The sequence below is a fragment of the Chthoniobacter sp. genome, assembly GCF_040003245.1.
GTDB lineage: Bacteria > Verrucomicrobiota > Verrucomicrobiia > Chthoniobacterales > Chthoniobacteraceae > Chthoniobacter.
Map to the genome: position 1 here is coordinate 1 of NZ_JBDUCX010000100.1, position 23,175 is coordinate 23,175.

At 62.8% G+C, this 23,175-nt stretch carries 26 protein-coding genes; 7 read left to right on the forward strand and 19 right to left on the reverse strand.

The genetic code is table 11. The features are described from left to right. Positions 1-610, reverse strand: a 610-nt coding sequence (locus tag ABJF10_RS15145; RefSeq protein ID WP_348545427.1) for a hypothetical protein, incomplete at its 3' end; no start/stop codon positions are given. A gap of 422 nt (positions 611-1,032) precedes the next feature. Then, a complete protein-coding gene (locus ABJF10_RS15150; protein WP_348545428.1) occupies positions 1,033-1,692 on the reverse strand; it encodes a class I SAM-dependent methyltransferase in 660 nt (219 codons plus the stop codon). A gap of 170 nt (positions 1,693-1,862) precedes the next feature. Between ABJF10_RS15150 and ABJF10_RS15155 the strand changes: the two genes are divergently transcribed. Genes ABJF10_RS15155 through ABJF10_RS15170 form a run of 4 tightly spaced genes read left to right on the forward strand, consistent with a single transcriptional unit; the run spans position 1,863 to position 3,186 of the window. Continuing rightward, positions 1,863-2,315, forward strand: a complete 453-nt coding sequence (locus ABJF10_RS15155; RefSeq protein WP_348545429.1) for a DUF5069 domain-containing protein — start codon at positions 1,863-1,865, stop codon at positions 2,313-2,315. A gap of 12 nt (positions 2,316-2,327) precedes the next feature. Continuing rightward, positions 2,328-2,522, forward strand: coding sequence for a hypothetical protein (locus ABJF10_RS15160; protein WP_348545430.1), 195 nt, complete (start codon positions 2,328-2,330; stop codon positions 2,520-2,522). Between the two features lie 29 nt (positions 2,523-2,551). Then, positions 2,552-2,971 carry a hypothetical protein gene (locus ABJF10_RS15165; RefSeq protein ID WP_348545431.1) on the forward strand — a complete coding sequence of 140 codons (420 nt, stop codon included), beginning with the start codon at positions 2,552-2,554 and terminating at the stop codon, positions 2,969-2,971. 2 nt (positions 2,972-2,973) lie between these two features. Beyond that, positions 2,974-3,186, forward strand: coding sequence for a hypothetical protein (locus ABJF10_RS15170; RefSeq protein WP_348545432.1), 213 nt, complete (start codon positions 2,974-2,976; stop codon positions 3,184-3,186). Between the two features lie 77 nt (positions 3,187-3,263). Here ABJF10_RS15170 and dnaB read toward each other — a convergent pair whose 3' ends face one another. From dnaB to ABJF10_RS15205, 7 genes are all read right to left on the reverse strand, one after another. Beyond that, positions 3,264-4,727 (reverse strand): replicative DNA helicase, encoded by a 1,464-nt coding sequence (gene dnaB, locus ABJF10_RS15175; RefSeq protein ID WP_348545433.1) that lies wholly within the window; start codon positions 4,725-4,727, stop codon positions 3,264-3,266. A gap of 6 nt (positions 4,728-4,733) precedes the next feature. After that, positions 4,734-5,282, reverse strand: a complete 549-nt coding sequence (gene rplI, locus ABJF10_RS15180; protein ID WP_348545434.1) for a 50S ribosomal protein L9 — start codon at positions 5,280-5,282, stop codon at positions 4,734-4,736. A gap of 221 nt (positions 5,283-5,503) precedes the next feature. Then, positions 5,504-6,721: a 2-oxo acid dehydrogenase subunit E2 gene (locus ABJF10_RS15185; RefSeq protein ID WP_348545435.1), complete on the reverse strand. Its 1,218-nt coding sequence runs from the start codon at positions 6,719-6,721 to the stop codon at positions 5,504-5,506. Between the two features lie 31 nt (positions 6,722-6,752). After that, positions 6,753-7,715: a transketolase C-terminal domain-containing protein gene (locus ABJF10_RS15190; RefSeq protein ID WP_348545436.1), complete on the reverse strand. Its 963-nt coding sequence runs from the start codon at positions 7,713-7,715 to the stop codon at positions 6,753-6,755. A 159-nt stretch (positions 7,716-7,874) separates the two neighbouring features. After that, positions 7,875-8,903: a thiamine pyrophosphate-dependent dehydrogenase E1 component subunit alpha gene (locus ABJF10_RS15195; protein ID WP_348545437.1), complete on the reverse strand. Its 1,029-nt coding sequence runs from the start codon at positions 8,901-8,903 to the stop codon at positions 7,875-7,877. A 52-nt stretch (positions 8,904-8,955) separates the two neighbouring features. Beyond that, positions 8,956-9,684 carry a superoxide dismutase gene (locus tag ABJF10_RS15200; protein WP_348545438.1) on the reverse strand — a complete coding sequence of 243 codons (729 nt, stop codon included), beginning with the start codon at positions 9,682-9,684 and terminating at the stop codon, positions 8,956-8,958. 16 nt (positions 9,685-9,700) lie between these two features. Further along, positions 9,701-10,378: a DUF1080 domain-containing protein gene (locus tag ABJF10_RS15205; protein ID WP_348545439.1), complete on the reverse strand. Its 678-nt coding sequence runs from the start codon at positions 10,376-10,378 to the stop codon at positions 9,701-9,703. Between the two features lie 648 nt (positions 10,379-11,026). On the opposite strand from ABJF10_RS15205, the gene ABJF10_RS15210 reads away from it, so the two are divergent. Further along, positions 11,027-11,203 carry a hypothetical protein gene (locus ABJF10_RS15210; RefSeq protein ID WP_348545440.1) on the forward strand — a complete coding sequence of 59 codons (177 nt, stop codon included), beginning with the start codon at positions 11,027-11,029 and terminating at the stop codon, positions 11,201-11,203. Positions 11,204-11,450: 247 nt separating this feature from the next. Then, positions 11,451-13,100, forward strand: a complete 1,650-nt coding sequence (locus ABJF10_RS15215) for a VWA domain-containing protein (RefSeq protein WP_348545441.1) — start codon at positions 11,451-11,453, stop codon at positions 13,098-13,100. A 3-nt stretch (positions 13,101-13,103) separates the two neighbouring features. Here the strand turns inward: ABJF10_RS15215 and ABJF10_RS15220 are convergent, their stop codons facing one another. Together ABJF10_RS15220 and ABJF10_RS15225 are read right to left on the reverse strand one after the other, a co-directional pair. Next, positions 13,104-13,928 carry a hypothetical protein gene (locus ABJF10_RS15220; protein WP_348545442.1) on the reverse strand — a complete coding sequence of 275 codons (825 nt, stop codon included), beginning with the start codon at positions 13,926-13,928 and terminating at the stop codon, positions 13,104-13,106. Positions 13,929-14,011: 83 nt separating this feature from the next. Beyond that, positions 14,012-15,196: an aldo/keto reductase gene (locus ABJF10_RS15225; RefSeq protein ID WP_348545443.1), complete on the reverse strand. Its 1,185-nt coding sequence runs from the start codon at positions 15,194-15,196 to the stop codon at positions 14,012-14,014. Between the two features lie 51 nt (positions 15,197-15,247). Here ABJF10_RS15225 and ABJF10_RS15230 point away from each other — a divergent pair, with 51 nt between their 5' ends. After that, complete coding sequence (locus ABJF10_RS15230) at positions 15,248-16,027, forward strand: L,D-transpeptidase family protein (RefSeq protein ID WP_348545444.1); 780 nt, start codon at positions 15,248-15,250, stop codon at positions 16,025-16,027. On the opposite strand, the gene ABJF10_RS15235 is transcribed toward ABJF10_RS15230, so the two are convergent. The 8 genes from ABJF10_RS15235 to ABJF10_RS15270 form a co-directional block, all read right to left on the reverse strand. Then, positions 16,024-17,088, reverse strand: coding sequence for a class I SAM-dependent RNA methyltransferase (locus ABJF10_RS15235; protein ID WP_348545445.1), 1,065 nt, complete (start codon positions 17,086-17,088; stop codon positions 16,024-16,026). The genes ABJF10_RS15230 and ABJF10_RS15235 overlap by 4 nt on opposite strands. Positions 17,089-17,145: 57 nt before the next feature. Next, positions 17,146-17,562: an exosortase system-associated protein, TIGR04073 family gene (locus ABJF10_RS15240; protein WP_348545446.1), complete on the reverse strand. Its 417-nt coding sequence runs from the start codon at positions 17,560-17,562 to the stop codon at positions 17,146-17,148. A gap of 69 nt (positions 17,563-17,631) precedes the next feature. Then, positions 17,632-18,297, reverse strand: a complete 666-nt coding sequence (locus ABJF10_RS15245) for an exopolysaccharide biosynthesis protein (RefSeq protein ID WP_348545447.1) — start codon at positions 18,295-18,297, stop codon at positions 17,632-17,634. A gap of 2 nt (positions 18,298-18,299) precedes the next feature. Continuing rightward, a complete protein-coding gene (locus ABJF10_RS15250) occupies positions 18,300-18,995 on the reverse strand; it encodes a TerC family protein (protein ID WP_348545448.1) in 696 nt (231 codons plus the stop codon). 97 nt (positions 18,996-19,092) lie between these two features. Beyond that, the gene (locus ABJF10_RS15255; RefSeq protein ID WP_348545449.1) at positions 19,093-20,841 is read right to left on the reverse strand and encodes a tetratricopeptide repeat protein; all 1,749 of its coding nucleotides are present in this window, start codon (positions 20,839-20,841) and stop codon (positions 19,093-19,095) included. 49 nt (positions 20,842-20,890) lie between these two features. Further along, positions 20,891-21,808, reverse strand: a complete 918-nt coding sequence (locus tag ABJF10_RS15260) for a metal ABC transporter permease (protein ID WP_348545450.1) — start codon at positions 21,806-21,808, stop codon at positions 20,891-20,893. 7 nt (positions 21,809-21,815) lie between these two features. Further along, positions 21,816-22,607, reverse strand: coding sequence for a metal ABC transporter ATP-binding protein (locus ABJF10_RS15265; RefSeq protein ID WP_348545451.1), 792 nt, complete (start codon positions 22,605-22,607; stop codon positions 21,816-21,818). After that, the gene (locus tag ABJF10_RS15270; RefSeq protein WP_348545452.1) at positions 22,604-23,026 is read right to left on the reverse strand and encodes a hypothetical protein; all 423 of its coding nucleotides are present in this window, start codon (positions 23,024-23,026) and stop codon (positions 22,604-22,606) included. The genes ABJF10_RS15265 and ABJF10_RS15270 overlap by 4 nt, the downstream gene beginning before the upstream one ends. Positions 23,027-23,175: the final 149 nt, after the last annotated feature.

The window sequence follows — 23,175 nt, forward strand, 5'->3', positions numbered from 1 at the left end:
CCCGGAGCGGCGGCCAAACGTCGGACTCCCGGGCACTCGGGGAGACGAGGAGGATCAGGCAGGTGCGATTCGTGGCGGGCTGGGGGATGACCTGGGCCTCCACGTGGAGGGTGATTTTGCGGCCGTCGGAAAAGGAGTCGAAGAAGACGATATCGGCGTCGAAACGGTCCTTCGTCCCAGGTACCGGTGTCACCTCGGCGTTCATCTGGGTCGGATCGACCACCATCTTGTTGCGCCGTGCCCGACCGGTGCTCAGGCCGCGATAGTATCTTTCCAGGAAGTCCTTGATCTCCGGCGCGCCGAGCACTGGCGCGCCCTCGGCCACGATGGCCAGCGCACAGGTGAAGTAGGTGCTGGAAGTGGTGTCGAACATACCCGGGGCGAAGCGAATCTCTTCCGAGCCGGAGAGCTTCACGCCTGGCGCAAAACCGGGCGGCACGGACATGGTCTCCAGACGCCAGTCTGCGGGCTCCTTGAGCACCATGGGCGTCTTCGGCGTAGGGCGCTGTCCGTGGGTCGTAGGAGCGGACGGCGGCACATCCGCTGCCCGCAGCGCGGCGGAAGAGACGAGGAGCACCGCAGCGATGGTCTGGAGGGAGATGAGGCTCATGGAAAGTCTGATGATCCGGCGAGTTAAACCCGCGCGACGTTCCATGGTCGCGGTCGCCTCACGTCTATTTGCAGCACTATCGAGAATGGCAACCGATGCAAGATAGCGCGGCGGATCTCTTTTTTTAGCATACGCGAAACATCACAGGGTTCATAGCAGCTCGCACGTCCGGAGCGGCAGTGAGAACCAGCCGTCGGATAATAGGCCCAGAGGGCCGCCGGAGATTAGCCGGTCGGCGTGAGCCGCCGGTAAAGAAACCGAAACGACTCCGCCCCGGAGGGGGCGGCAGAGTTCCGCTGCCCCGCTGGGGCACATGCTTGTTATAAATCGGTTCCGGTGGCTGACGCCGGCTGGCTGATTTCCGTGACGCCTCCGGCGCCCAAAGGCACCGCCAGCGGCGCGGCGGCTTTGCCAACCCAGGTTTAGCGCTTGCGGCAGATTTGGATGCCGTCGGCGAAGGGAAGGAGGACGCACTCGACGCGCGGATCGGTGGCGAGTTTGCGGTTCAGGGCGTGGAGAGCCTGGGCGTCCTCGTCGTCCTGCGGGTCGAGGACGTGGCCGCCGTAGAGCATGTTGTCGAAGAGCAGGAGGCCATTGGGGCGCAGGCGCGGGAGGAGGAACTCGTAGTAGCGGTCGTAGCCGGGTTTGTTGGCATCGACGAAGGCGAGGTCGAATTGCTCGGTAGCGGGGAGTTTCTGCAATTGCTCTTCGGCCGGACCGAGACGCAGCTCGACTTTTTTCTCGACTCCGGCTTCGCGCCAATAGCGGCGCGCAATCGAGGTCCATTCTGCGTTCAGGTCGAGGCAGAGCAGCCGGCCATCCTCCGGCAAGGCGCGGGCGAAGCAGAGCGCGCTGTAGCCGGTGAAGGTGCCGAGTTCGATCACCTGGCGCGCACCGATGGCAGCGGTGAGCAGCGCGAGGAAGCTCCCCTGCTCGCGGCTGATCTGCATGCGGCTGATGTCGCCGAGGGTGTCCGTTTCCTGGCGCAGACGCTCGAGCAATGGGTCATGGGCGCCGGAGCGCTGGGCGCAGGCGTAGTCGTAGAGTTCGGGAGTGAGAGTGAGGAATTTCTGGCGGCTCATTGGGGATTCAGTTCGGAGATGGATCAGGCACGGCAGTGACGCCTTGGACCGATTTACTACGCACCTTGTCACGCAGCCATCCGTATTGTTTCATGATCCCAGCCCCGAAGCTGGAGCTTGGGCACGAGAAAGATGCAGAGTCGCTTTTGCAGAAATCCAAACCACACCTGATGAAAATCGAAGGAATCAAAGGCTGTTTCGAAAAGACCGATCGCCTGTTTTATTTCGCGCGGATGTGCTCGAAGATCCGGCTGCACGCCGCCGGCAAACTTCCAGCGGACTATTTTGACATGCTGGGACAAGGCTTCGACGGACGCACCTGCCGTTATCTGGAGGTGAGTTACAAGGACGTGAAGGCGCAGGTGCTGGACGGCGGGACCGACGCAGAGGTACTCGAATGGTGCCAGTCCAATGGCCGCCGCCTGACCGACGAGCAGGTGCTGATCTATAACAGCTTCATGAGCAAGCGCGGCTGGCACGACGACGAAACGGACGGCTTCATCCCCGAGATGATCAAGAAGTACGGATTGCCCGACAATGGCACGGTGCTGACCGACTTCGATCTCATCGAAATGGACGAAGGCCGCTGGTATCCCGAGATGTGGCGGGATGCGTGGAAGTGACCCGTATTGGAAATGAAAGAATCCACCAGGCGGCGACTGCAGGCTCTTTATGACGAAGCGAAGCAAGCGCTGGCGGGTGGCGACGGCGAGCGAGCCCTTCAGCGGCTGAAGGACATTTACGAAGTAGACTATACCTTCAACGGCATCGCAGTCATCGTGGAGGCTTCGTACATGGCGCCAGAACACGATTGGATCGCCGAGTTTTGAAAGAAGATCGCAGAGGACAACCAGGGACAATGAGCGAGCTGCTGCAAACCAAAGTGGGAGAGATCAAAAGCGCCGAAGTCTTGGCTTTGATCGACGAACTGGAGCAAGCCTGCCCAGTCGGGTCGCGGAATTTCGTGAACTCGCCGCTGCTGTTTTTCCTCACGCAATGCGTCTATCCCGACGGCTCGGGAAAACGCGTGCCGATCACGACGAAATTCGTGGCGGCAACGGTTCTGGAAATGCGCGTCGGCAAACTTTCGGAAGGTCCTTTACGTGATTTGTGCGGCGAACTCGCCACGCTCTCCCGCAATGGGCTGGAGCTTTTCAGCGGAAGCCGGGTCTATATGCTCCTCAACAAGACACTGCCGAAATTCACCGCGAAGGGACCGACGGAGAAACAAAGGCGCTGGGATACCGTCGTTCGCCAGCGGCGCGCCAATCGGGGGTAAGCATGGGACGATCCGTCTTCTGGTCACGGAGAAAGCCGACGCGCGCGGGGCGCTATTGGTTTCGGGAGACACCGGCGGACAATCCCGTGTCGCTGGAGGTGTTCAGTGAAAATGGCCGGCTGCAGACCATTCCGCCGACGCATGTCCTGCCGGTGCCGGTTTCGGAGATCGAGGGGGAATGGTCGGAGGACATTCTCGGGCCGCCTGCCCGGTAGGCTGGCTTCGCCACGGCACCGACGGCGCGGTGCCCTCCATGGTCGTTCTACTTGCGGCGCAGGCGTTGCGGCCGCGCTTACTCCTCGGCGTCGGCCTCGCGGGCGCGGTTCTCGAAGCGGGTGAATTCCTTGAGGAACGTCAGCGGCACGTCGCCGACGGGGCCGTTACGCTGTTTGGCGAGGATGAGGGTGGCCTTGCCGGTGGCGGCTTCCTTTTCCTCGTCGTTGTCGGCGTAGTATTCTTCGCGCACGAGCAGACCGACGACGTCGGCGTCCTGTTCGATGCTGCCGGATTCGCGCAGGTCGCTGAGGCGCGGGCGGCCTTTACTCTCTCCGCTCCGTTGCTCCGGGTTACGATTGAGCTGGGCGAGGACGACGATCGGGAGGTCGAGTTCCTTGGCCAGTCCTTTGATCCCGGAGGAGATTTCGGCGATTTCGAGCTGGCGATTGTCCTGCGCCCGGCGGGAGGTGCTGCGGAGGAGCTGGAGGTAATCGATGAAGATCGCCTGGATGTTGTGCTGCGACTTCAGCCGGCGGGCCTTGGCGCGCAGCTCGAGAATCGACAGGCCGGGGGTGTCGTCGATGAACATCTTGCTCTCGGCCAGCTTGGAGGCGGCCGCGGTGAGGGCCGGAAAATCGCGCTCGGCGAGGAAGCCGTTGCGGACGCTACCCAGATTGACCCGGGCTCGGGAGCACAGGAGACGCTGGACGAGCTGTGAGGTGCTCATTTCCAGGGAGAAGACGGCGACCGGCAGCTTGGCCTCGAGGGCGATGTGCTCGGCGATGTTCATGGCCAGCGCGGTTTTGCCCATGGAGGGGCGCGCGGCGATGACGATCATTTCGGCCTTGTGCAGGCCGTCGGTCATCTTATCGAGCTCGGCCAGGCCGGTCGGCAGGCCGGTGATGGCCCCCCGGCGATCGTAGAGCTCCTCGATCGCGTGGATGGCCTGCATCACCTGGTCCTTCATGTTGGCCGTCTTCCCATCAAAACGGGCCTGGGCGATGCGCAAAATGTTCTGTTCCACCGAGTCCAGCAGGTTCGGGACGTCGTCCTGCTCCTCGTAGCACCGGGAGGCGTATTCGGTGCAAACCTTGATGATTTCCCGCAGGGTAAACTTCTCGACGAGAATCCCGACGTAATACTCCGCGTTGGTGGCAGTTGGGAGGAAGGTGAATAACTCGGTGACAAGCGCCGCCCCGCCGGCCTGTTCGAGCTGATTTCGATCCCGCAGAATCTGCGTGACAGTGATGATATCGATGGGCTTCCCGGCATCCCACATTTCCATCAGACATGCGTAAATCGACGCATGCGCTGGGAGGTGAAAGTGCTCCGCTGTTATTTTTTGCTCACCGCACAGGGCACCGATTTCCCGGGGGGATAAGAGGAAGGAAGACAGGACACCCCGCTCGGCGTCCGCTGCCTGTGGTAATAACCTGTGAATTTCTGGCAAATAACTGGCCTTTTGGCGCAGGTCGTTGCCAGCGGATTCCCCGCTTTTCTTGGCGGGCTTCGCAGTCTTGCTGGAAGCCTCGGTTGGCATCGCGGCTTACTTGGCGTGCTTGGCCTTGGGCTTGGCCTTGAAGCCCTTGTCCTCGGACTTCTTGTCTTCGTCTTCGCCTGCGGCTTCTTCGCCGCCCTTGGCTTTGACGTTGATCGTCAGCTTCGCCACCACGTCGTGGTGCAGCTTGATCGTGACCTCGTGCTCGCCGGTCTCCTTGATCGGCTTGTCGAGCTGGATGCGGTGACGGTCAACCTCGGTCTGGCCGCCGAGTTCCTTCTTCAGGCGCTCCGCGATGTCCGCGGCGGTGATGGAACCGAAAGCCTTGCCCGTTTCGCCGGTCTCGAGCTCGAGGGTGATCTTGAGCTTGTTGATGCGGCGGGCGAGTTCGTCGGCTTCGTTGAGCTCCTTGGCTTCCCGCTCGGCGCGCTTGGCCTTGAGCAGGTTGAGGCGCTTGAGGGTGGCGGGCGTCACTTCGAGAGCGAGGCCGCGGGGAACGAGAAAATTGCGGGCGTAGCCGCGCTTGACCTTCACAACGTCGGCTTCGACGCCGAGGTTCTCGATCTTTTCGGTAAGGATGATTTCAGTCGTGGACATGGGAAAAAGCGGGTTGGCCCGGCGGATGCGGGGCGGTGTTTTTAAGGCCGGGAGGCGGGGTTGTCAACGGTGTGTCTGAAGAATTTTGCTGAACAAAATTCCGACATCCAACATTCAACACTGAACATCCAACATCCAATGGCGTCTGCGCGTGGTCGACGGCGTGTCCCTAAATGGATGTTGGGCGTTGGACGTTCGATGTTGGATGTTCTGCCTTTTCCCTAAAGCTTCTCCGGCTCCTGCAAAAGCGCCGCAATCCGCTGCAACAACCTCCCCGCCCCACCGCCGTCGAGGACGCGATGGTCGAAGCTGAGGGTGAAATGCGCCTCGGTGACCGGCAGGAACTGGGCTTTGGCCTTGTCCCAGTGCGGGGCGACCCGGCCGGCGCCCATGCCGAGGACGAGGGTTTGCTCGGGCAGTGGAATGGGAGTCGCCCATTCCAGGCCGAAGGTGCCGAAATTCGTGACCGTGGCAATGCTGCCGCCCTGGGCATTGGCCGGGAGACGGCGCTGGCGGGCGAGTTCCACGAGTTCGTTGTAGCGCTCAGCCATTTGCGCGAGCGGGGTCTTGTCCGCACTGCGTAGCACGGGGACGAGCACGCCGTCCTCAGCTTCCACGGCGAATCCGACGTCGATGGCCTTGGGGTGGACGATTTTGTCGCCGATGAGGCGACCGGCGGGCGCACTGTTCTCGCCAAGGGCAATGGCCAGCGCGCGCAGGGCGTAAAGGGCCGGGCCGGGCTTGGGGTTGGCGGCTTTGCGATGGGCGAGCAGCAAATCGATGGCGACGGGCATGCCGACGGTGGCCAGCGGGCGTGCCCAGGAGCGGCGCATGGCGTCGGCCACGGCGACCCGCATCGTGGAGGCCTGGCTGAGATGATGCTCGTCGAGCTTCTTGATGAACTTCTCGAAGTCCTCAATGGTGACCCGCCCGGCGGCCCCGCTGCCGGCGATGCCCGCGAGGTCGGCGGCGTGCATGCCGAGTTCATTCATGCGGGCCTTGAGACGCGGAGAAAGGTAGCTGGCGCCCGCCGCGTGAGCGGGCACGGGCAGGCCGCGGACGGTCGGCTCGACAGTGGCCCGGGCAACTTGCACGGCGGGCGAGGAAGATTCCGGCGCGGACCCGGCGACAGGTTCCACCGCTCCCGGCATGGCGATATCCAGGCCGAGGCGCGCGGCCTCGTCCTCGCTCACTTCCAGCCAACCAAGCGTCGCTCCGACAGGATAGCTTTGCTGCACTTCGACCAGCAATTCCGCCACGCGGCCGGAGCAGGGCGCGGTGACGCCCATGGTGGCCTTGTTCGTCTCGACCTCGATGATCTCAGCGTCGCCTTCGACTTGATCGCCGACGGCGAATGGGAGGCGAATCACCGTGGCCTCGGCGATGCTCTCGCCGAGCTGTGGCATGATGATGGGGACGCGGGCGATGCCGGGAAACATGGGGAAAGGATGAAGAGTTAGGAGCGAATTTTCACGCGGACAACAGGCGGCGCAAAGCCACAGCGATCGTCTTCGCCGTGGGCCGATGCGTGCCCCAGAGATTCGGATGATACGGGACGGGAGTGTCTTTGGCGTTCAGCCGCATGGGCGGGGCGTCGAGCAGGGCGAAGCCATCGGTAACGACGCGGGCAATGACTTCGGCGGTGACGCCGCCCCACGGCCAGGCTTCGCCCACGGCGAGCAGACGGCCGGTGCGGGCGACGCTGGCCAGAATGGTGTCGGTGTCGAGGGGCTTGATGCTGCGCAGGTCGATGACTTCGGTTTCCCAGCCCTCGGTGGCGAGTTCCTCGGCGCAGGCCAGCGATTCGTGGAGCATGGCCGAGTAGGTGACGATGGTGGCGTCGCGGCCCTGGCGGGCGATGCGAGCCTTGCCAGTGGGAACCGCCTCGGTGGGCAGCGATTCAGCCTTGAGATGGTAATAGAGATACTTGTGCTCGCAAAAGATGACGGGGTCATCGATCGCCACAGCCTCGAGGAGCATGGAATAGGCATCCTCGACCGTGGCCGGGGTCATGACGATGAGGCCGGGGTAGTGCGCGTAGAGCGCTTCCATGCTCTGCGAGTGAAACGGCCCGGCGCCCGCGGTGCCACCGCTGGGCAGGCGGATGGTGATGGGACACGGAACCTGGGTGCGCCAGTGGAGCGTGGCGGCCTGGTTGACGATCTGGTTGAAGCCGACCGTGGAGAAATCCGCAAACTGCATTTCGACGATCGGGCGCATCCCTTCGATGGCGGCGCCGATGGCCGAGCCAATGATGGCGTCCTCGCTGATCGGCGAATCGAGCACCCGGCCGGGAAACTCTTTTGCGAGACCCTTGGTCGCCTTGAACGCACCACCGAACTGGCCAACGTCCTGCCCGTAGATGTAGACGCGGGGGTCGTCGGCGAGCGCCTTGGCCTGCGCCTCGCGGATGGCTTCGAGGTAAGTGATCATCGGAAGGATGAAGGATGAAGGATGAAGGATGAAGGGCGCATCGGCGACACTGAGCTCCGAGAATGATTACGGAATCGATGAATCACCATGGCAAAGAGATGCGTGCGCATCGATTGCGGTGTCGCCGGGATTTTCATCCTTCCGCCTTCATCCTTCTCTTCATTGGTTCCCATCGCTCAGGTGCCGCGACGCCAGCGGGCACCAGTCTTCGGTATTCGGATCGGGCAAGGGCTCGCGCATCGTAATGGCCACGGCATCCTCGACCTCGCGCTGGAGTTCCTCGTGCAAGGCACGCAGGGAAGTGACATCGGCCCATTGCTCCTTGAGCAACCGTTTCTCCGCGACCTCCAGGCAATCGGCCCCGAGAGGGGTCTTGCGCAGCTTGGGATCGACGTAGCTGGCGTCGTCATGTTCGCCGTGACCGACCAGGCGCAGCAGCGAGGCGACGACGAACTGCGGTCCCCCACCGGCACGGGCGGCGGCGACGGCGCGTTGCAGCACGGTCAGGCAGGCTTCGAGATCGGTGCCATCCACGCTGTGGCCGGCGATGCCGTAGCCGACGGCCTTGTCCACCAGATCCTCGCAGGCAAACTGCCGGGAGGTCGGCGTGGAGTAGGCGTATTGATTGTTGGCGATGACGAGCACCAGCGGGAGCTTTTCCACCGCGGCCATGTTGATGCCCTCGTGGAAAGCGCCGGTGGAAGTCGCTCCATCGCCGAGGCTGACGGCACCGACCGTTCCCTCGATCCCTTGAAAGCGCCGGGCGAGCAGTGAACCGGCCACCACCGGCAGCATCGCACCGAGATGGCTGATCATGGCCAGGATGCCCTCGCGCGGGCGGCCGCGGTGGACGTTGCCATCGCGTCCGCGCATCGGCCCAAGGCGCGAACCCATATAGGTGCGAGTGCAATCGAGGAGCGATTCACCGAACGCGAGACGTCCGGCCTGGTCGCGGATGAGCGGGGCAAAGATGTCGCCCTTGCGCAGCGCCATGCCGGTGGCGGTGCTAAGCGCTTCCTGTCCTTTGCCCAGAAAGACACCACCGGTGATTTTACCACCGCGATATAGGGCCGCGATTTTCTCCTCCGTGACGCGCGCGAGCAGCATCCAGCGGTAGCCGGCCAGGAATCTGGCTTTCAAATCGGATGTATCGGCACTGGCGGTCGAAACCGCGGTGGCTTGAACCATGCGGGCCAGTCTAGGCGGTGCCGGGAGAATGGTGCAACGGTTTCTTCGCGCGTCAGGCCTTGGCGGCTTTGCTGTAGCGATCGCTCACGAAGTCCCAATTGATGACGCTCTGGAAGGCCTTGATGTACTCGGGACGGCGATTCTGGTACTTCAGGTAATAGGCGTGCTCCCATACATCGATGCCCAGCAGCGGCACGCCGCCGGTGGAATACGGGCTGTCCTGGTTGGCGCTCGAATCAATCGTCAACTTCTTGTCCTTCCACACCAGCCAGGCCCAGCCGCTGCCGAAAACCTTCGTGGCCGCGGTGGTGAAGGCTTCCTGAAATTTATCGAAGCCGCCGAAGTTGGCGTCGATCGCCTTGGCCAGTTCACCGGCGGGCTTGCCGTTCTCGTTTTTCTTCAGCGTCTGCCAGAAGAGCGAATGGTTCGCGTGGCCGCCGCCCTGGTTGCGGATGTCCTTGCGCACGGCCTCGGGCACGGCGTCGAGATTGGTGAGGATTTCCTCGATCGGCTTTTTTTCCAGACCCGGCGCGCCGGCGATGGCGACGTTCAGTTTGCTGACGTAGGCGGCGTGATGCTTGTCGTGGTGAATCTTCATCGTCTCCGCGTCGATGAAGGGCTCCAGCGCATCGTAATCGTAGCCGAGCGGCGGAAGCTTGAAGACGCCCTCAGCCGGGGCGGCGGGAGCGGCAGGAGCCTGGGCGCGGAGGAGAGCCGGCGCGAGGGCGACCGAACTGGTGACGAGCGCGAGATTTTTCAAGACGTGGCGGCGGGTAATCATGGGGATGGGCTGTAGGTTAGAGGCTTTTGAGAAAGATGTCTTTGAATTCCACCAGCATCGGCGGGCCGACGTGGATTTGGAAGGCGAGGATACCTTCGAGGCTCCGCCCTTTGGAATCGTTGTCAACCACGTCCACGGTCTGCACGCCGTTAATAAAATGCTCTAGGTGGTTGCCGTGCGCCACGATACGGTAGTCGTTCCAGTCCTGCGGTTTGTAATATTTACTGGCCACCAGGTCCTTTTTCGCGGCGAACAGGCGCAGCACCGTGGGCTTTTCCTGCGCGTCGATCTCCACTTTTTCACCGATGAGTGCGAGGAACTTGCGCCCGCGCTCTTCATAGAGAAAACCGGATTTGCCGGCGCCGTTGTCGAGCTCCATCTGGTACCCGGCGACACTCCATTTACCGAGGTCGCGGCTGCGGTACTGAATCCCGGAATTTCCGTTGCGCAGGCGCACCTTGAGCTTGAGCTCGAAGTCCTTGAGCACGCTGCCGCGCCAGATCAGGAAGGTATTGGTGGCCGGCATGCTGGCCAGCGACGTTTCACCGCGAATGGCGCCCTCCGCCACCGACCAGAAGCGCTTGTCGCCATCCCAATTCTCGAGGTCGCGACCGTTGAAAATCGGCTTTCCATCCCCCTGCCCGCGCCCAACCGCCGTCCACGCGAGCAAGGCCAGCTCGATGGCGAGAAGCATGCGGGGGATGCGAGGGCAAAACATGGAACCCGATGCTGTAGCGAATTCCGCCGCGAGCGTAAAGCGTTGGCGGTGCCCGCCCGGAATGAAGATTTTCCGCAATGGAACCAATAGAGCCAATGGAGACAGGCACTTTTTAGCGCGAGTTATGTTTCAATGCGGGCGTGAGGATAAATCCAGCCCAGCATGTTCTTCGAGAAGAGTGGCAGACGCCGGAGGCGTCCCAGCGTGTTGGCCCCAGGTCGAGCGAGTTCTGCGAGCGACCACCCGGGGTTATCGTTAATAAACGGCGCAGCTCCAACCGTCCCGGCCCCCGGCCGCATCCTCCATCCATCCGCAGAACAGATGCGGCTTCGCCGGGACGGTTGGAGTATCCGCCTGGGGGGAGGGTACCCCGGGTGGTCGCTCGCGGACTCGCTCAACCCGCGGCTACTGTTCTGTGGTCCCTTCGGGACGCCTACCGCTTTCAGCCCTCGGCGGTCGCCTCTCCCAGTTCTCCCAGTTCTCCCACCCCAATCCCACCTGTTCTCCCACCCGCTTTACAGAGATAATCCCACCGATCCCACTGGATCCCACCGAAATCCAAACACACCTAAACTCCCCATCATCGCCAACACCACCCCACTCGTTTAGTAGAAACCCACGACCATGAACGAACTCGAAGAATTGAAAGCCGAAGTAGCCGCCCTCAAGAAGCAATTGGCCGGATGGAAACCTTTTCGGGTGGCCCTGCGCCTCGAGGACAAACAAGTCCATTTGCTGACCATCCTGGCGCGCGAAGACCTGCCGGACGCCTCCCCTTTTAGCGTCGTCCCTCGGGAGTGACACCCCACCACCCCCTCGCCAATCGGGATGGAATCTGCCAGTCATCCCAGTGCTGTTTATGAGCGATACCCCCCACTCATCCCCTTCAGATAAGTTCGGTCCTGGAGCCCCGCCACGCGTCGGGGCGCAGCCCCCACCGATCCCGCGACGGAGGACCCGGTCACGCGGACCGCTCATCGCCATCGTGCTTGCCCTATTCCTACTCGTAACCGTCGTGGGCTTAGGCATCTGGGCGATTTCCTCTGGAATGAAGCCGACGAATTTCGTCCAGCCACCGCCGTCCAGCGCTACGGCCGCCACCTCGGCAGATATCATGCTCTTGCTTGACGCTTCCGGATCGATGATGGCCGAGGACTACGAATTGGATGGTGCCCGGGCCAATCGTTTCGCCGTTCTCCAGCGCCAGACCGCCGAGTTCATCAAAAGCCATCCGGAAGATTCCATCGGGATCGTGGTCTTCGCCGGTGCGCCCTATGTCTTGAGCCCGCCGACCCTGGATCACGCTCCGTTGCTCACGGCGCTGGAGCTGGCGAAGGTCGGCAGGCTCGGCGAAGACGGCACGGCGATCGGCTCGGCGATCATCGCCGGGTACGCCCAGTTGGCCACCCCGGGAGAGCGACAGCGGGTGCTCGTGCTGGTGACCGATGGCGATAATAACTCGGGCTTCATCGCCCCGGCCACCGCCGCGGAGTATGTCGCCGCGCAAAAGATCGAGTTTCTCGCCATCGCCCTCGGCCAGAATGGCACTGCTCTCATCCCGATCATCGACGCCAGCGGAAAGAAGGTCTACCACTCGGTGAAGATGGAGGTGGACGAAGCAGGCCTGAAACACCTCGCGGAAATCACCCGTGGAAAATTTCGCGCCGCGCCCGACTACCACGCCTTGGGGATCGCCTTTGCCGCCATTGAAACTGCCAAGGCAACGAGCGTTGCCGTCCGCTTCACGTCGACGGTTCCCGCCCGTTTCAAGTCGGCGTTCGGAACGGCTACGGTCCAGGGCGGCAGCCTCGTCTTGCAAGGCCTTCCCATCGCCGCCGCCCAAGCCTCGGTGCTACCGGCCTTGGGCGCGCCTGCGAAAATCGCGACCCCGTCGCCGTCCCCGGTCTTTTCGCCCCCTGCCCCACCGCCTTCCGGGTCGCTACCCACGACGGCCTCCGTGTCGGCGGAGCTGTCCGCTCCCTCGATCCATTTGGGCGAGGAAGTGAAACTGACAGTGAGCGCCCACGAGGTGCATGACTTTCCCCAGCCCAAGCCCTTTGCGATCGACGGCTGCAAAGTGCAATATCTGGGCAGTTCGCAAAGCACGGCCTACCGGGACGGAAAGATGTCCACCAGCCGGGGATACAACTATTCGCTGCAACCGGAGCGCAGTGGCACGTTTGTCATTCCGGCTCAAACCGTGTCCGCCGACGCCGCGACCTTCCAGACCCCACCCTTGAAATTGGTCGTCGAGGAGCCCGCAGCCGGTGCGGCGAAGTCGGCAGACGAAGAGGCGCCCTTCGCCGAGATCATTCTCGCCACCAAGGATCTCCGTGTGGATGGGCCGGTCCGCGCCGAGTTTCGCGTGGGGATCGATAGCCGGGTGCGCTGGCAACCGCGGGCCATGCCGGCCTTCCTGCCGGAAGGATTTGCGTGCGAGAAGCTCTCGGAGCCGGTGACGGGAAAGGAGGAACGTCTCGGCAAAGAATACGACACTCTGACCTTCCGGACGACCCTGACGCCCCTCAGGGCGGGACGACTCACGATCGGCCCGGTGGCCCTGAAATACATGGCGCGGAAGTCGATGCCGCGCAGCGGTGCAAAAGGCCCCTTCGCGATTTTCGACGATCCGTTTTTCAGCCAGCAGGTCGAGCTCAAAGTCGAAGCGCCGGCGGTGGAGGTGGAAGTGAAACCGTGACGGCTACAGATCGCCGGCGGCTTTTTCCATGAGCGCGCGCTGGCGGCAGATGGGACAATTGTCGCCCGGCTTGGTGTGGAGCAATTGCCCGAGATCCGGCGCCACCGCGCCGTCGCCGAGGTTCAAGCCGTAGATCTGCATCGCCTTGACGCGGCACCAAGGGTTGCGCAGGGCGCGGAGTTTCAATTCCGAATCGGTGGCCAGGGCGAAGGTTTGCGTCGGAGCGAGTTGCCGGAGCAGGCCGAGGACATCGACCGCCTGCGTCACTTCCGCCGGCGTGGGATGCGGATCGCTCACAGGAGCAGTGGGGACCGGACCGGCCGGACCGGCCAGATATTGAAGCCACTGGGCGTAGCTCATGTTTTCGAGCAGGCAGAGGATGGTGATTTGGGCCGTGGCCCGGGGAGCGTCGGGCTGATTGGCAAGGTAGTCGAGGAGCGGGGCGAGGCGCGGTTCGCTGGCGGTCGTAACGCCAAACGGTTGCTTCGCGTCGCTGGATTTGGAGGACAGTGCCGCGACGGGCAGCGCGACGTCCACCGCGCCTTGGGCCGGGATGCTGGCTTCGGCTTTGCGCAGGACGATCACGCAGTCGGGCTTCTCGCGGCCCTCCGCGATCAGGCCAGCGGGAATGGTGACGGTCACAGCGGACGGCGACGTATTGCGCAGGGTCAGCGAAAGCTGGTCGCGGCCGTTGCCGTTCGCCTCGACGGTCAACTGCTTGCCTGCGAGTGCCGCCGCCAGAGGCAGTGGTGTCTCGGCCGCATGCACCCCGGCCAGCGCAAAGGCCAGCAGAATGGCGACACGGAAGATGATCGGAAACGGCTTCAATGCAGAAAAGGACTCCTTCTTACTTCTCACGACGGCCCGCGTTGTCAAAGTCCTCGATGGACACCAGACCATCGCATCCTTCTCTAATCGCTCTGGCTGAGCCGTTTCTGCTGTTCCCCATGCAGGAGTGCGTGCGCCTCGGCGAGGATGCCGGGGATGCGCTCGGCGAAAGGCGACTTTCCGCAGGCGGCAAAGATCTTCGACTCGTCGAACTTCGCGGCGTTCACGCCCGGGAACCAGTGGCCAGCGTTGCCCATCAGGTTGTAGCGCATCCGGCCCCACTCCACGAGGTCGAGCGCCCGGGCAAAGTGCCAGAGTCGCACGATCTCTTGCACGTTCACTTCGCCCGGCACGTCCACGTAGTTCGGCAAGCCGGCGCTCCATACCGCCGCCCAGTCGGCGCCATGCACGCGCTCGATCTCCGCGCGCAGGCGGGCCTCGATGGGCGCGATGACTTCCGCCGCGCGGTCGTAGTGCGCGAGGGCGGCGACGTGCTCGTCGAAATCCGAGGGCCGCGCCGCGCCGACGCTGAGGGTGTGGACCTGCGGACGCGCCAAGCAGTAGAGATCGTTGAAAGCGATGGGCGACAACGGATCGCAAAGCTCGACGAGCTTGGGCGACGGCGATTGCAAGAGCCCGCCCTTGTCCGTGGGGCTGATGATGAACATGCCCATGTCACGCTTCGTGGCCGCTTGCACGGCGGGCCAGTTGTAATCGTTGACGAAGTACCAGTGCAGGTTCACGTAATCAAAGGCGTCCGTCTCGATGGCCTGGAGAATGAGGTCGGTCGTGGCGTGGGTGCTGAAGCCGATGAAGCGGCAGCGCCCCTCGCGCTGGAACTGGTGGGCGGCGTCGAAACAGCCGCCGGGGCGCAGCGACCAGTCGAGCAGTTCCGCGTTGTTGATCCCGTGCAGCGAGAGCAGGTCGACCTGCTCCAGCTTCAGGTAGCGCATCGATTGCTCGAAGGTCTCGCGAAACTCCCGCGCCGTGGCGAAAGGCGAGATCTTGGTCTGAATGATCATCTTCTCCCGCGGCAGGCGCGGCAGGATGTAGCCGAGTTGCATCTCGCTGCTGCCGTAGCCGCGCGCGGTCTCGATGTGATTGATGCCGAGCTCCAGCGCGCGCAGGATCGTCGCCTCGAGATTGCGCTGGCCGGCTTCCTCGACGGTCTTGGGATCGATGTCGCTCCACGATTGCTGGTAGCGCATCCCTCCGCAGGAGAAGACGGGCATCTGAAGATTGGTGCGTCCGAACCGGCGGTATTGCATCGCGGGATTTATATGGCAGCGGAAGCGCCTGACAACGATGATTGCACCCGCATGAGCAAAGTGTCCCCTGCTCTTCTTGCCGCGACGGTCTCCGCCGCGCTCTGGCTGCTGGGAACGCATGCGCCTGCGGAACCTGTGACTGATCCCGCTTCTTCCACTCCCGATTCCATCGACCGCGTCGCCGCGGCCCGCGTGCAACACGAGGCGGCGATCCGCCAGAAGTATCACGCCGCCGCGGTGCAGTATCCGGGCGAGATCTTTCTCCGCTGGCTGAAGCGCGAGGCGGTGGTCGAGTTGTGGGCGCGCAACGGTGGAGGCCGGTTTCGCCTCGTGTTCCGCTACTCGCTTCTCGCTGTCTCCGGCGTGCCTGGTCCGAAACGCCGCGAGGGCGACAAGCAGGTGCCGGAGGGTTTTTACGAGATCGATCGCTTCAATCCGAAGAGCCTGTTCCACCTCTCCCTCGGCTTGAATTATCCCAACGCGGCCGATCGTGTCTTATCCGATCGCGAGCACCCGGGTGGTGACATCTTCATTCACGGCGGCAACGTGACCATCGGCTGCGCCCCGCTCGGCGACGAGGCGATCGAAGAAGTTTACCTCGCCGCCCTCGGTGCGCATGAGCAGGGCCAGACCCGGATTCAAGTGCACATCTTCCCGGACCGCATGAGCGGGCCGGAGTGGGAGCAGTATGCGGCGAGTGAAATCGCGCGGCGTCCGGAGCTGGCGGCGTTTTGGGCGCAATTGCGACCGGGCTTCGAATACTTCGAGCGGCGGCGCGTGTTGCCGGCCATCACCGTCACGGAAGATGGACGCTACATCTTGGGAGACTAACCGCGGCGCGTGAGGTGCGCGACGACTTCGATCTCCGCCGTCTGCGGAAACATATCGAGCGGCGTAATGCTTTGGAGCTCGTAGCCGCCACCCAGCGCCGCCAGATCGCGCGCGAGCGTGGCGGGGTTGCAGGAGACGTAGATGACCTCGGCGGGTGCGCCACCCAGCAAGAGATCGCAGACGCGCGGGGCCAGCCCTTCGCTCGGTGGGTCGAGCAGGAGCGTCGTCCGCGCCGCGTCGTGCAAGGAGAGGGTTTCACCGAGGTGGGCGCCAACTTCACCGGCGATGTAGGTCTCATGGGGTTGCGCCGACCGCCGCGCGCTCTCGACGGCAGCGGGATTTGCCTCGATGCCCACGACTTTCTCGAAACGATCGGCGAGCGCCCGGGCGAAAAGGCCCGCCCCGCAATAGGCATCGACTAGCACCCCATTGCCCCGCGCAACCGCCCGCACCGTCTCGACCATCAGCCCGGCCACTGTGGGATTGGTCTGCTCGAAGTAGGGTCCGCCACCCGGCGCGCGCAGTGAGTAGTCGCCGTCCTCCACGCGCGGCCCCCGCAGCCGGCGCAGGGCCCGGTTTACCTCGGGCACGGCGAGTTCGCACTTCTCGATATCGACGATGACCCGCGCGTCGTAGGCAAAAAAGCCCGTGACTCCGCCCTCGGAATGAACCCGGATGCGATTGCGATAACCATACGGCTCCGGCGCGCCGACGATCGGGTGCATCGGCACATGTTCCAGCCGCCCGACCCGCCGGAGCGTCTGCTCGACCTGCGCGGACTTGATCTCCAACTGCCGCGCATACGCGATGTGCTGGTAGCTGCACCCACCGCAGATCCCAAAATACGGGCACGGCGGAACGACCCGATCAGGCGACGGCGTCTCCACTTCCACGAGTTCCGCTTCGCCGAAGTTCTTCTTCTGCCGCAGCACGCGAGCCGTGATCTTTTCACCCGGGACGGTGAAGGGCACGAAGTAGACTTTCCCGTCATGACGGGCGACCCCCTTGCCGCCGAAGGCGACGTCGTGGATCTCGAGATTTAAAAGAGGGTGATTGGGCATAGGCAAAAAAAAGGCTCCCGCCCGAAGACGGAAGCCTTTTCAGGAAAAGCGGTTAAACTACCAGACGCTCGACTGCTCGGACGAGTAGCGGTAGTGGCTCTCGAAACCGAGTTCCGGCGGAAACTCTTCGTAGCCGCCGTGGATCCACGGGATATTGCTGCGATATGGCGGCTTGTAGGTGCCACGGTTGGTCGCGAATGGGAAGGAGAACACCTCCCAGAAGCCCGCGCCCATGCGGAAAATGAAGCGGCCGAAACCGCGCACTCCACCGTAAGAGAACGCCGCCGCATCCCCTTCGTAGAATCCGACTTCGGACGGCTGCTTGATGATCTCCACCCCGGCAAAGGCGATATTGGCCAGACCGCGGCTCAGCTTGCGCGTGGGACCGTAATCATTGCCAGGAGGATCCTGGATATCGGCAAAAGCGCTCGCGCTTAGGAGGGAAACAAATACGAGACTGAGGAGGGTCTTCATGCAGTTGGGAGAAGCTACAGCGGTTTTTCAGATGAATGCAAAGCCAATTTCGCGCCCGGATAAAAGATTTTACCAACCAAATTTGTCCCACAGATGCGAGATCCCACTGCCCGCGAGGGTGAACATGATTCCAAAATAGACCCAAGCGCCAATATTCACCACGTGGCCGATGAGGACGAGCAGGCCATCGCGCTCCATGAGTCCCGCCGTGAGCATGAGCACAGAGATCGCCGGGATGGTATTGGAAAATGGGATGAGCGGAGGCAGCGGGAGCGAGAGCAGGAAGCCCCCGGAGGCAATGCCGAGCCCGATGAGATTGACCATGCCCGGCCACCGCTGGAGGAAGTGCATGCGGGGCTTGACCAGCTTTTCCATCTTCGTGGCCAGCTTCAAGCCCAGGCCCACGATCCTCTCCAGCATCGCGTGGGACACCTCGCGCCGCAGGATGAACCCCGGGAGCGACGGCTTCATGCCAAAGGTAATCCGCAGACCGAGCAGCATGATCACGATGCCAAACGGAATCGACAGCCCGGGAATGGCGATGGGAAAGGCGAAGGGCAGCGACATCAGCAAAAGGAACATCGCAAACCCGCGCCCCTTGAGAATCTCCTCCAGCTCGCCCAAAGTCACCGCGCGACCCCCGGTCTCGTGGAGCAATTCACGCAGGTCAGTCGAGAGCCGGCGAGGCTGCGCTTCGGTTTCGACGAGGGCCGCCTGAAGAAATTTCCAAGCCATGCTCAGGCCACGTCCTTTGTCCGCCCCAGATTGCGGGCAAACCACCAGCCCAGTGAGGCAATGACCGCGCCCAACAGCCACGGGGCGAATCGATGGAGGACGCGCGCCAGCGCCTCGCCCAGCCAGCCGACCACGAGCGGATCGTCGAACATCATTTTCACCGCGACCCACCCCAGCACGCCACCCCCGAGCCAGACGATCAGCGGGAATCGGTCCATCAATCGCGCCAGCAACCCACTGCCCCACACGACCAGAGGCAGGGAGAGGAGCAACCCGAAGATCACCAGCACGAAGTCTCCCTGCGCCACGCCGGAGATCGCCATCACATTGTCGAAGCTCATGACGAGATCCGCGAGGATGATGATGCCGATCGCCTCGCGCAGCGTGGTACCTTCGCGGACCTGGCCTTCCTGGACCGGCGGTTGATGCACCAGCTTGAATGCAATCCACACCAGGACCAACCCGCCGACAAAACGCAACAACGGCAGGGTGAGCAACCAGGTGACCATCGCCACAAAAATCAACCGCAGCACCACCGCCCCCATGGTGCCGAAAATCCGCCCCCAGAGCTGCTGCCGCGCGGGCAGGGTGCGCGTGGCCAGCGCGATGACCAGCGCATTGTCGCCCGCCAGCACGAGGTCGAGCAGCACGATCGAGCCCCACCGGGCCCAGAAATGCGAGTCGCTCAGAAACTCCATGCAGCGGGATTGGTGGCGGCGGCGATCATGAGAACGCTTGTCTAAAGCCGATTGCCGGACTCGGCAACCTTTTCGCCCTCCGCGCGGGATTCTCCGGCTATTTAATCGCAGGAGGAATTTCCCGGCGCTCATTCTCCAGCGGAGTCAGGAAATCACCCTGCGGGAGGCGAGGGGGTTCCTGGTAGACCACGTCCAGTTGGATGGCCGACTCCATCTCTTGCAGCGTGGCTTCCTGCCAGTCTTGCTGGCTGCGCAGCAGCTTGAGATAGGCAGCAGCGGTCTCATTCCCAGGGTTGAGACTGACCGCTTTGGCCAGTTCCTCGAGGGCCTCTGCATATTTTCGCTGTCCGTAATAGACGAGCCCGCGGATGCCGTGCGCCACGTCGTCGTTCGGTGCGAACTCGACCGCCCGGGCGAGCACTTCCTCCGCCAGCGCGTACTTGCGTTCCCGGAAAAGCACGACGCCAAGACTCGACAGCACATGCCCGTTTTGCGGCGCCGCCGTCACGATGTTGCGATAGGTTTTTTCGGCGCCGGCGAAGTCGCCCCGGTCAAACTGCCTCTTCGCCTCGCGCGCTCGCCTTCCCAGGTTCTGCGGAATTTCCCTTCCCGCGATGATCTCCTCGATTGAAGTGTCGCGTCCCGCGCCCAATTTCAGCGCCAACTGGTAATACTTGCTGGCCCCATCCCGGTCCGGCGGAGTCTTGTCAGCCAGCAGCGCCGCGAGATTGAACGCGCTATCCGCATACTGCGGGTCCAGGGCCACCGCCGTTTCGAGTTCCTTTTGCGCCGCTTCGTGCCAGCCTTTCTGGCTCGCCACGATGCCCAGATAATTGTGCGCCGTGGCGTTCTTGGGATCGATCGCCAGCGCCTTCGTCAACTCATTGACGGCCTCATCGTATTTACCCCGGCTGTAATAGACGATGCCCAGCGTGCAATGGGAAAAGCCGTCCCCGGGCGCCAGCGCGATGGCCTTCTGGAACGTCGCCTCCGCCTCATCCCATTTGTTCTCGCGGAAAAGGACAACCGCGAGATTCGACAGGTCGTAAAGACTGCCCGGCTCGGAGGCCAGCATCGTCCGATAGGTTTTTTCCGCTTCGGCAAATTGACCGCGCTCAAATTGCTCCTTCGCTAGTTTCGCTGGAGTTAAAGCGATGAGCGGCGCCGCGGGCAATGGCACGGATTCGGCGGGCGCGGCCTCCGCTCCGTTCGGCTTGATGAGTTGTTCCATCGCAGCATCGGGGCCCGCACCCAATTCGAGCGCCCGGCGATACTGCCTACGGGCGTTTTCCATGTCCGGTTGATCCTTCGTCGCCAGCAAGACCGAGAGATTGAAAAAGGCGTCCGCGTACTTGGGATCTAGGGTCACGGCGGTTTCGAGTTCCTTCTGCGCCGCCGCTGCGTTGCCTTTCTGGCTCAGTGTGATGCCGAGATAATTGTGCGCCGTGGCGTTCTTCGGATTGAGTTCGAGAGCCTTGGTGAGCGATTGGATCGCCTCGTCGAATTTTCCTTCGGTGTAATAGACAATTCCCAGCGTGCAGCGCGAAAAAGCATCCTCGGGCCCAATGGCGATGGCGCGGAGAAACATCTCTTCCGCCTGCTTGTATTTACCGAGACGAAAAAGCACCACGCCGAGATTCGAGAGCGTGTAGACGTCGTTCGGGACGGACTCCATCATCTTTCGGTAGGCTCCTTCCGCCCCGACAAAATCGCCATGCGCGAACAACTCCTTCGCCGCATTCGCTTGAGGCAGAAGTTCCGGCGGAGGCTTCGTGATCGCGTCCTCCGCCCACAAATGCAAGCCGAGCAAGTAACAGACAATGGCCAGGATGCGGAGGGAGCGCATAAGACAGCCTCGACCCAACACCTTCGCCCACAGGAACGCGAGGCGTTTTCTAATCTCCCTTCGGCGGCTCGTGTTCCGGCGAACCTTCGGGCCAGCGCGCCAGACTTTCGTCGTGGAAATGCCCCGCTGGACGCAATCGCCGGAAGAGCCCGTAGCGCGGGCTGAAGAGATACGCCGCAAGCAGGATAATGCCGAGCACCAGCACGATGCACGCACCGGAAGGCAGGTTCAGCCGATACGAAAGCAGCAGCCCCGTGCACGAGCCAAACATCCCGATCGCTCCCCCGCCCCACAGCATCGCCGGATACGAGTCGCAGAGCAGATACACCGTCGCCGCCGGCGCGATGAGCAACCCGAGCAGCATGATGACGCCGATGGCTTGCAGCGAGGCGATCATGGTCAGCACCAGCGACACCATGAGCACGAAATTGAGCCAGTTCACCCGGATGCCCTGGCTGGCCGCCACCGTCGGATCGAAGAGCGTGAGCAAGAGCGGCCGCTGCAACCCTGCCAGCAGCGGCACCACCACGAGGCTGATGCCGTAGATGATCCACAGGTCGGAATTGGAAAGCCCCAGGATATTGCCAAACAAATAGTGCAGCAGCGAGACGCGCACTTTGACAAAGCCGATCAGCACGACTCCTAACGAAAAAGCCACGGTATAAAGCGCGCCCAGCGCTGTATCCTCCTTCAGCCGGGAACTGCGCGCAATCATCTGCGCGCCCACCGCCACGATCAGCGCCGCGACCAGCGCACCGAAAAACAACCCAATCGGCGCCAGCCCAAAAAGCAACAGCGCCACCGCCAGCCCCGGCAACAGCGAATGCGAAAGTGAATCCGCCATCAGCGCCAATCGCCGCAGCACGACGAAGGCCCCGAGAAAGCCATTCGTAAATCCAACCAGCGCCCCGCCAACAATGACGCGCCGCATGAATTCGTGGTGAAAAGGTTCCGTGAGCCAGTCCATGGGGAAATCAGTGGTGATGATGATGCACGTGCGGCCGTCCCGCCGGCCCGGTGTAAGGCGCGGTGTGATACGTCTTGTGGATATTCGCCTCGGTGAAGACTTCCTTCACCGGGCCTTCCGCGATGAGCTCGCCGTTGAGCAGGATCACGCGGTCAAACAACTCGGGCACGCTCTGCAAATCGTGATGCGAGGCGATGATGAGCTTTCCCTGGTCGCGCAGGGTGCGGAGCAATTCCTTCAAGTTCTCCTGGGTCGGTTTGTCGAGGCCCGTGAAAGGTTCATCGAGCAGAAAGACATGCGCCTGCTGGGCCAGTGCACGCGCCAGGAAGGCCCGCTGCTGCTGCCCGCCGGAGAGCGCGCTGATCTGCCGTTTATCCAGCGATTGCAAGCGCATGGCCGCGATGGCTTCATCCACCGCGATGCAATCTTCCTCGCGGAAACGCCGCCACCAGCCGAGCCGCAGGTAACGCCCCATCTCCACCAGCCCGCGTACCGTCGTGGGAAAATCCCAGTCGATGTTTTCCCGTTGCGGCAGGTAGGCGAAATCCTGCGTCGCCGCCGTCACCTCCCGTCCGTGAAAAGCGATGCTGCCCGTCTCGCGGGGCAGCAGGCCGGCCAGCGACTTGAGCAGCGTCGATTTGCCGGCGCCATTCGGCCCGAGCAACGCCACGCTTTCTCCACAACGCACTTCAAAGGCAATGTGGTGCAGCGCCGGCACACGATGATAGCTCACGGTGAGATCGCGCACGGCGAGGCTGTGGCCAGCCAGGGGGTCGAGAGAGGCAGAACGCGGGCTCATGGGAAAGTAACCACTTCATCCACCACACCTTGGCCCCACACGGTTTTGTCATGGGTATCGCCGGCTGGGTCGGTCAGCCGCACGCGCAGGGCCGCGAGGGGGGCGTCCTCCGCCCACTCGATGTGAAACTGCAGGTCGACGCCTTCGACCGGATAGTCGAGCGAGAGGTTTTTCTCCATGTCCGCCTCGGGCGCGGTCACTTTCCAGACTTCTTCACCGAGGTGTTTGATGGCCAGACTCTTCGGCACGGTCGTGAAAGTTAAATGCAAGCCAATGGCTTTCTTGATCGTTGCCGCGGCAGCCTTGGGCGCGGGCGCGGCGACCGCTTCGTCCGACCGCGTGAGTTGCCACCGCGGCCAACCCAGGAGCGCGATGACGAAAAAGGCGAGCAGCGCCCGGGCGAGTGGCGAGCCTCTCATTATTTCAGCGCCTCGACGATCGTCGACACGTTGTGCTTGTACATGGCCTCGTAGGTCGAGGCCTCGGGCGTGTCTCCCAGCCCATCGGCGTACAAGGGCGGCGCGATCTTCACTCCCGTCTCGCGGGTGATCTCCGTCAGCACCTTCGG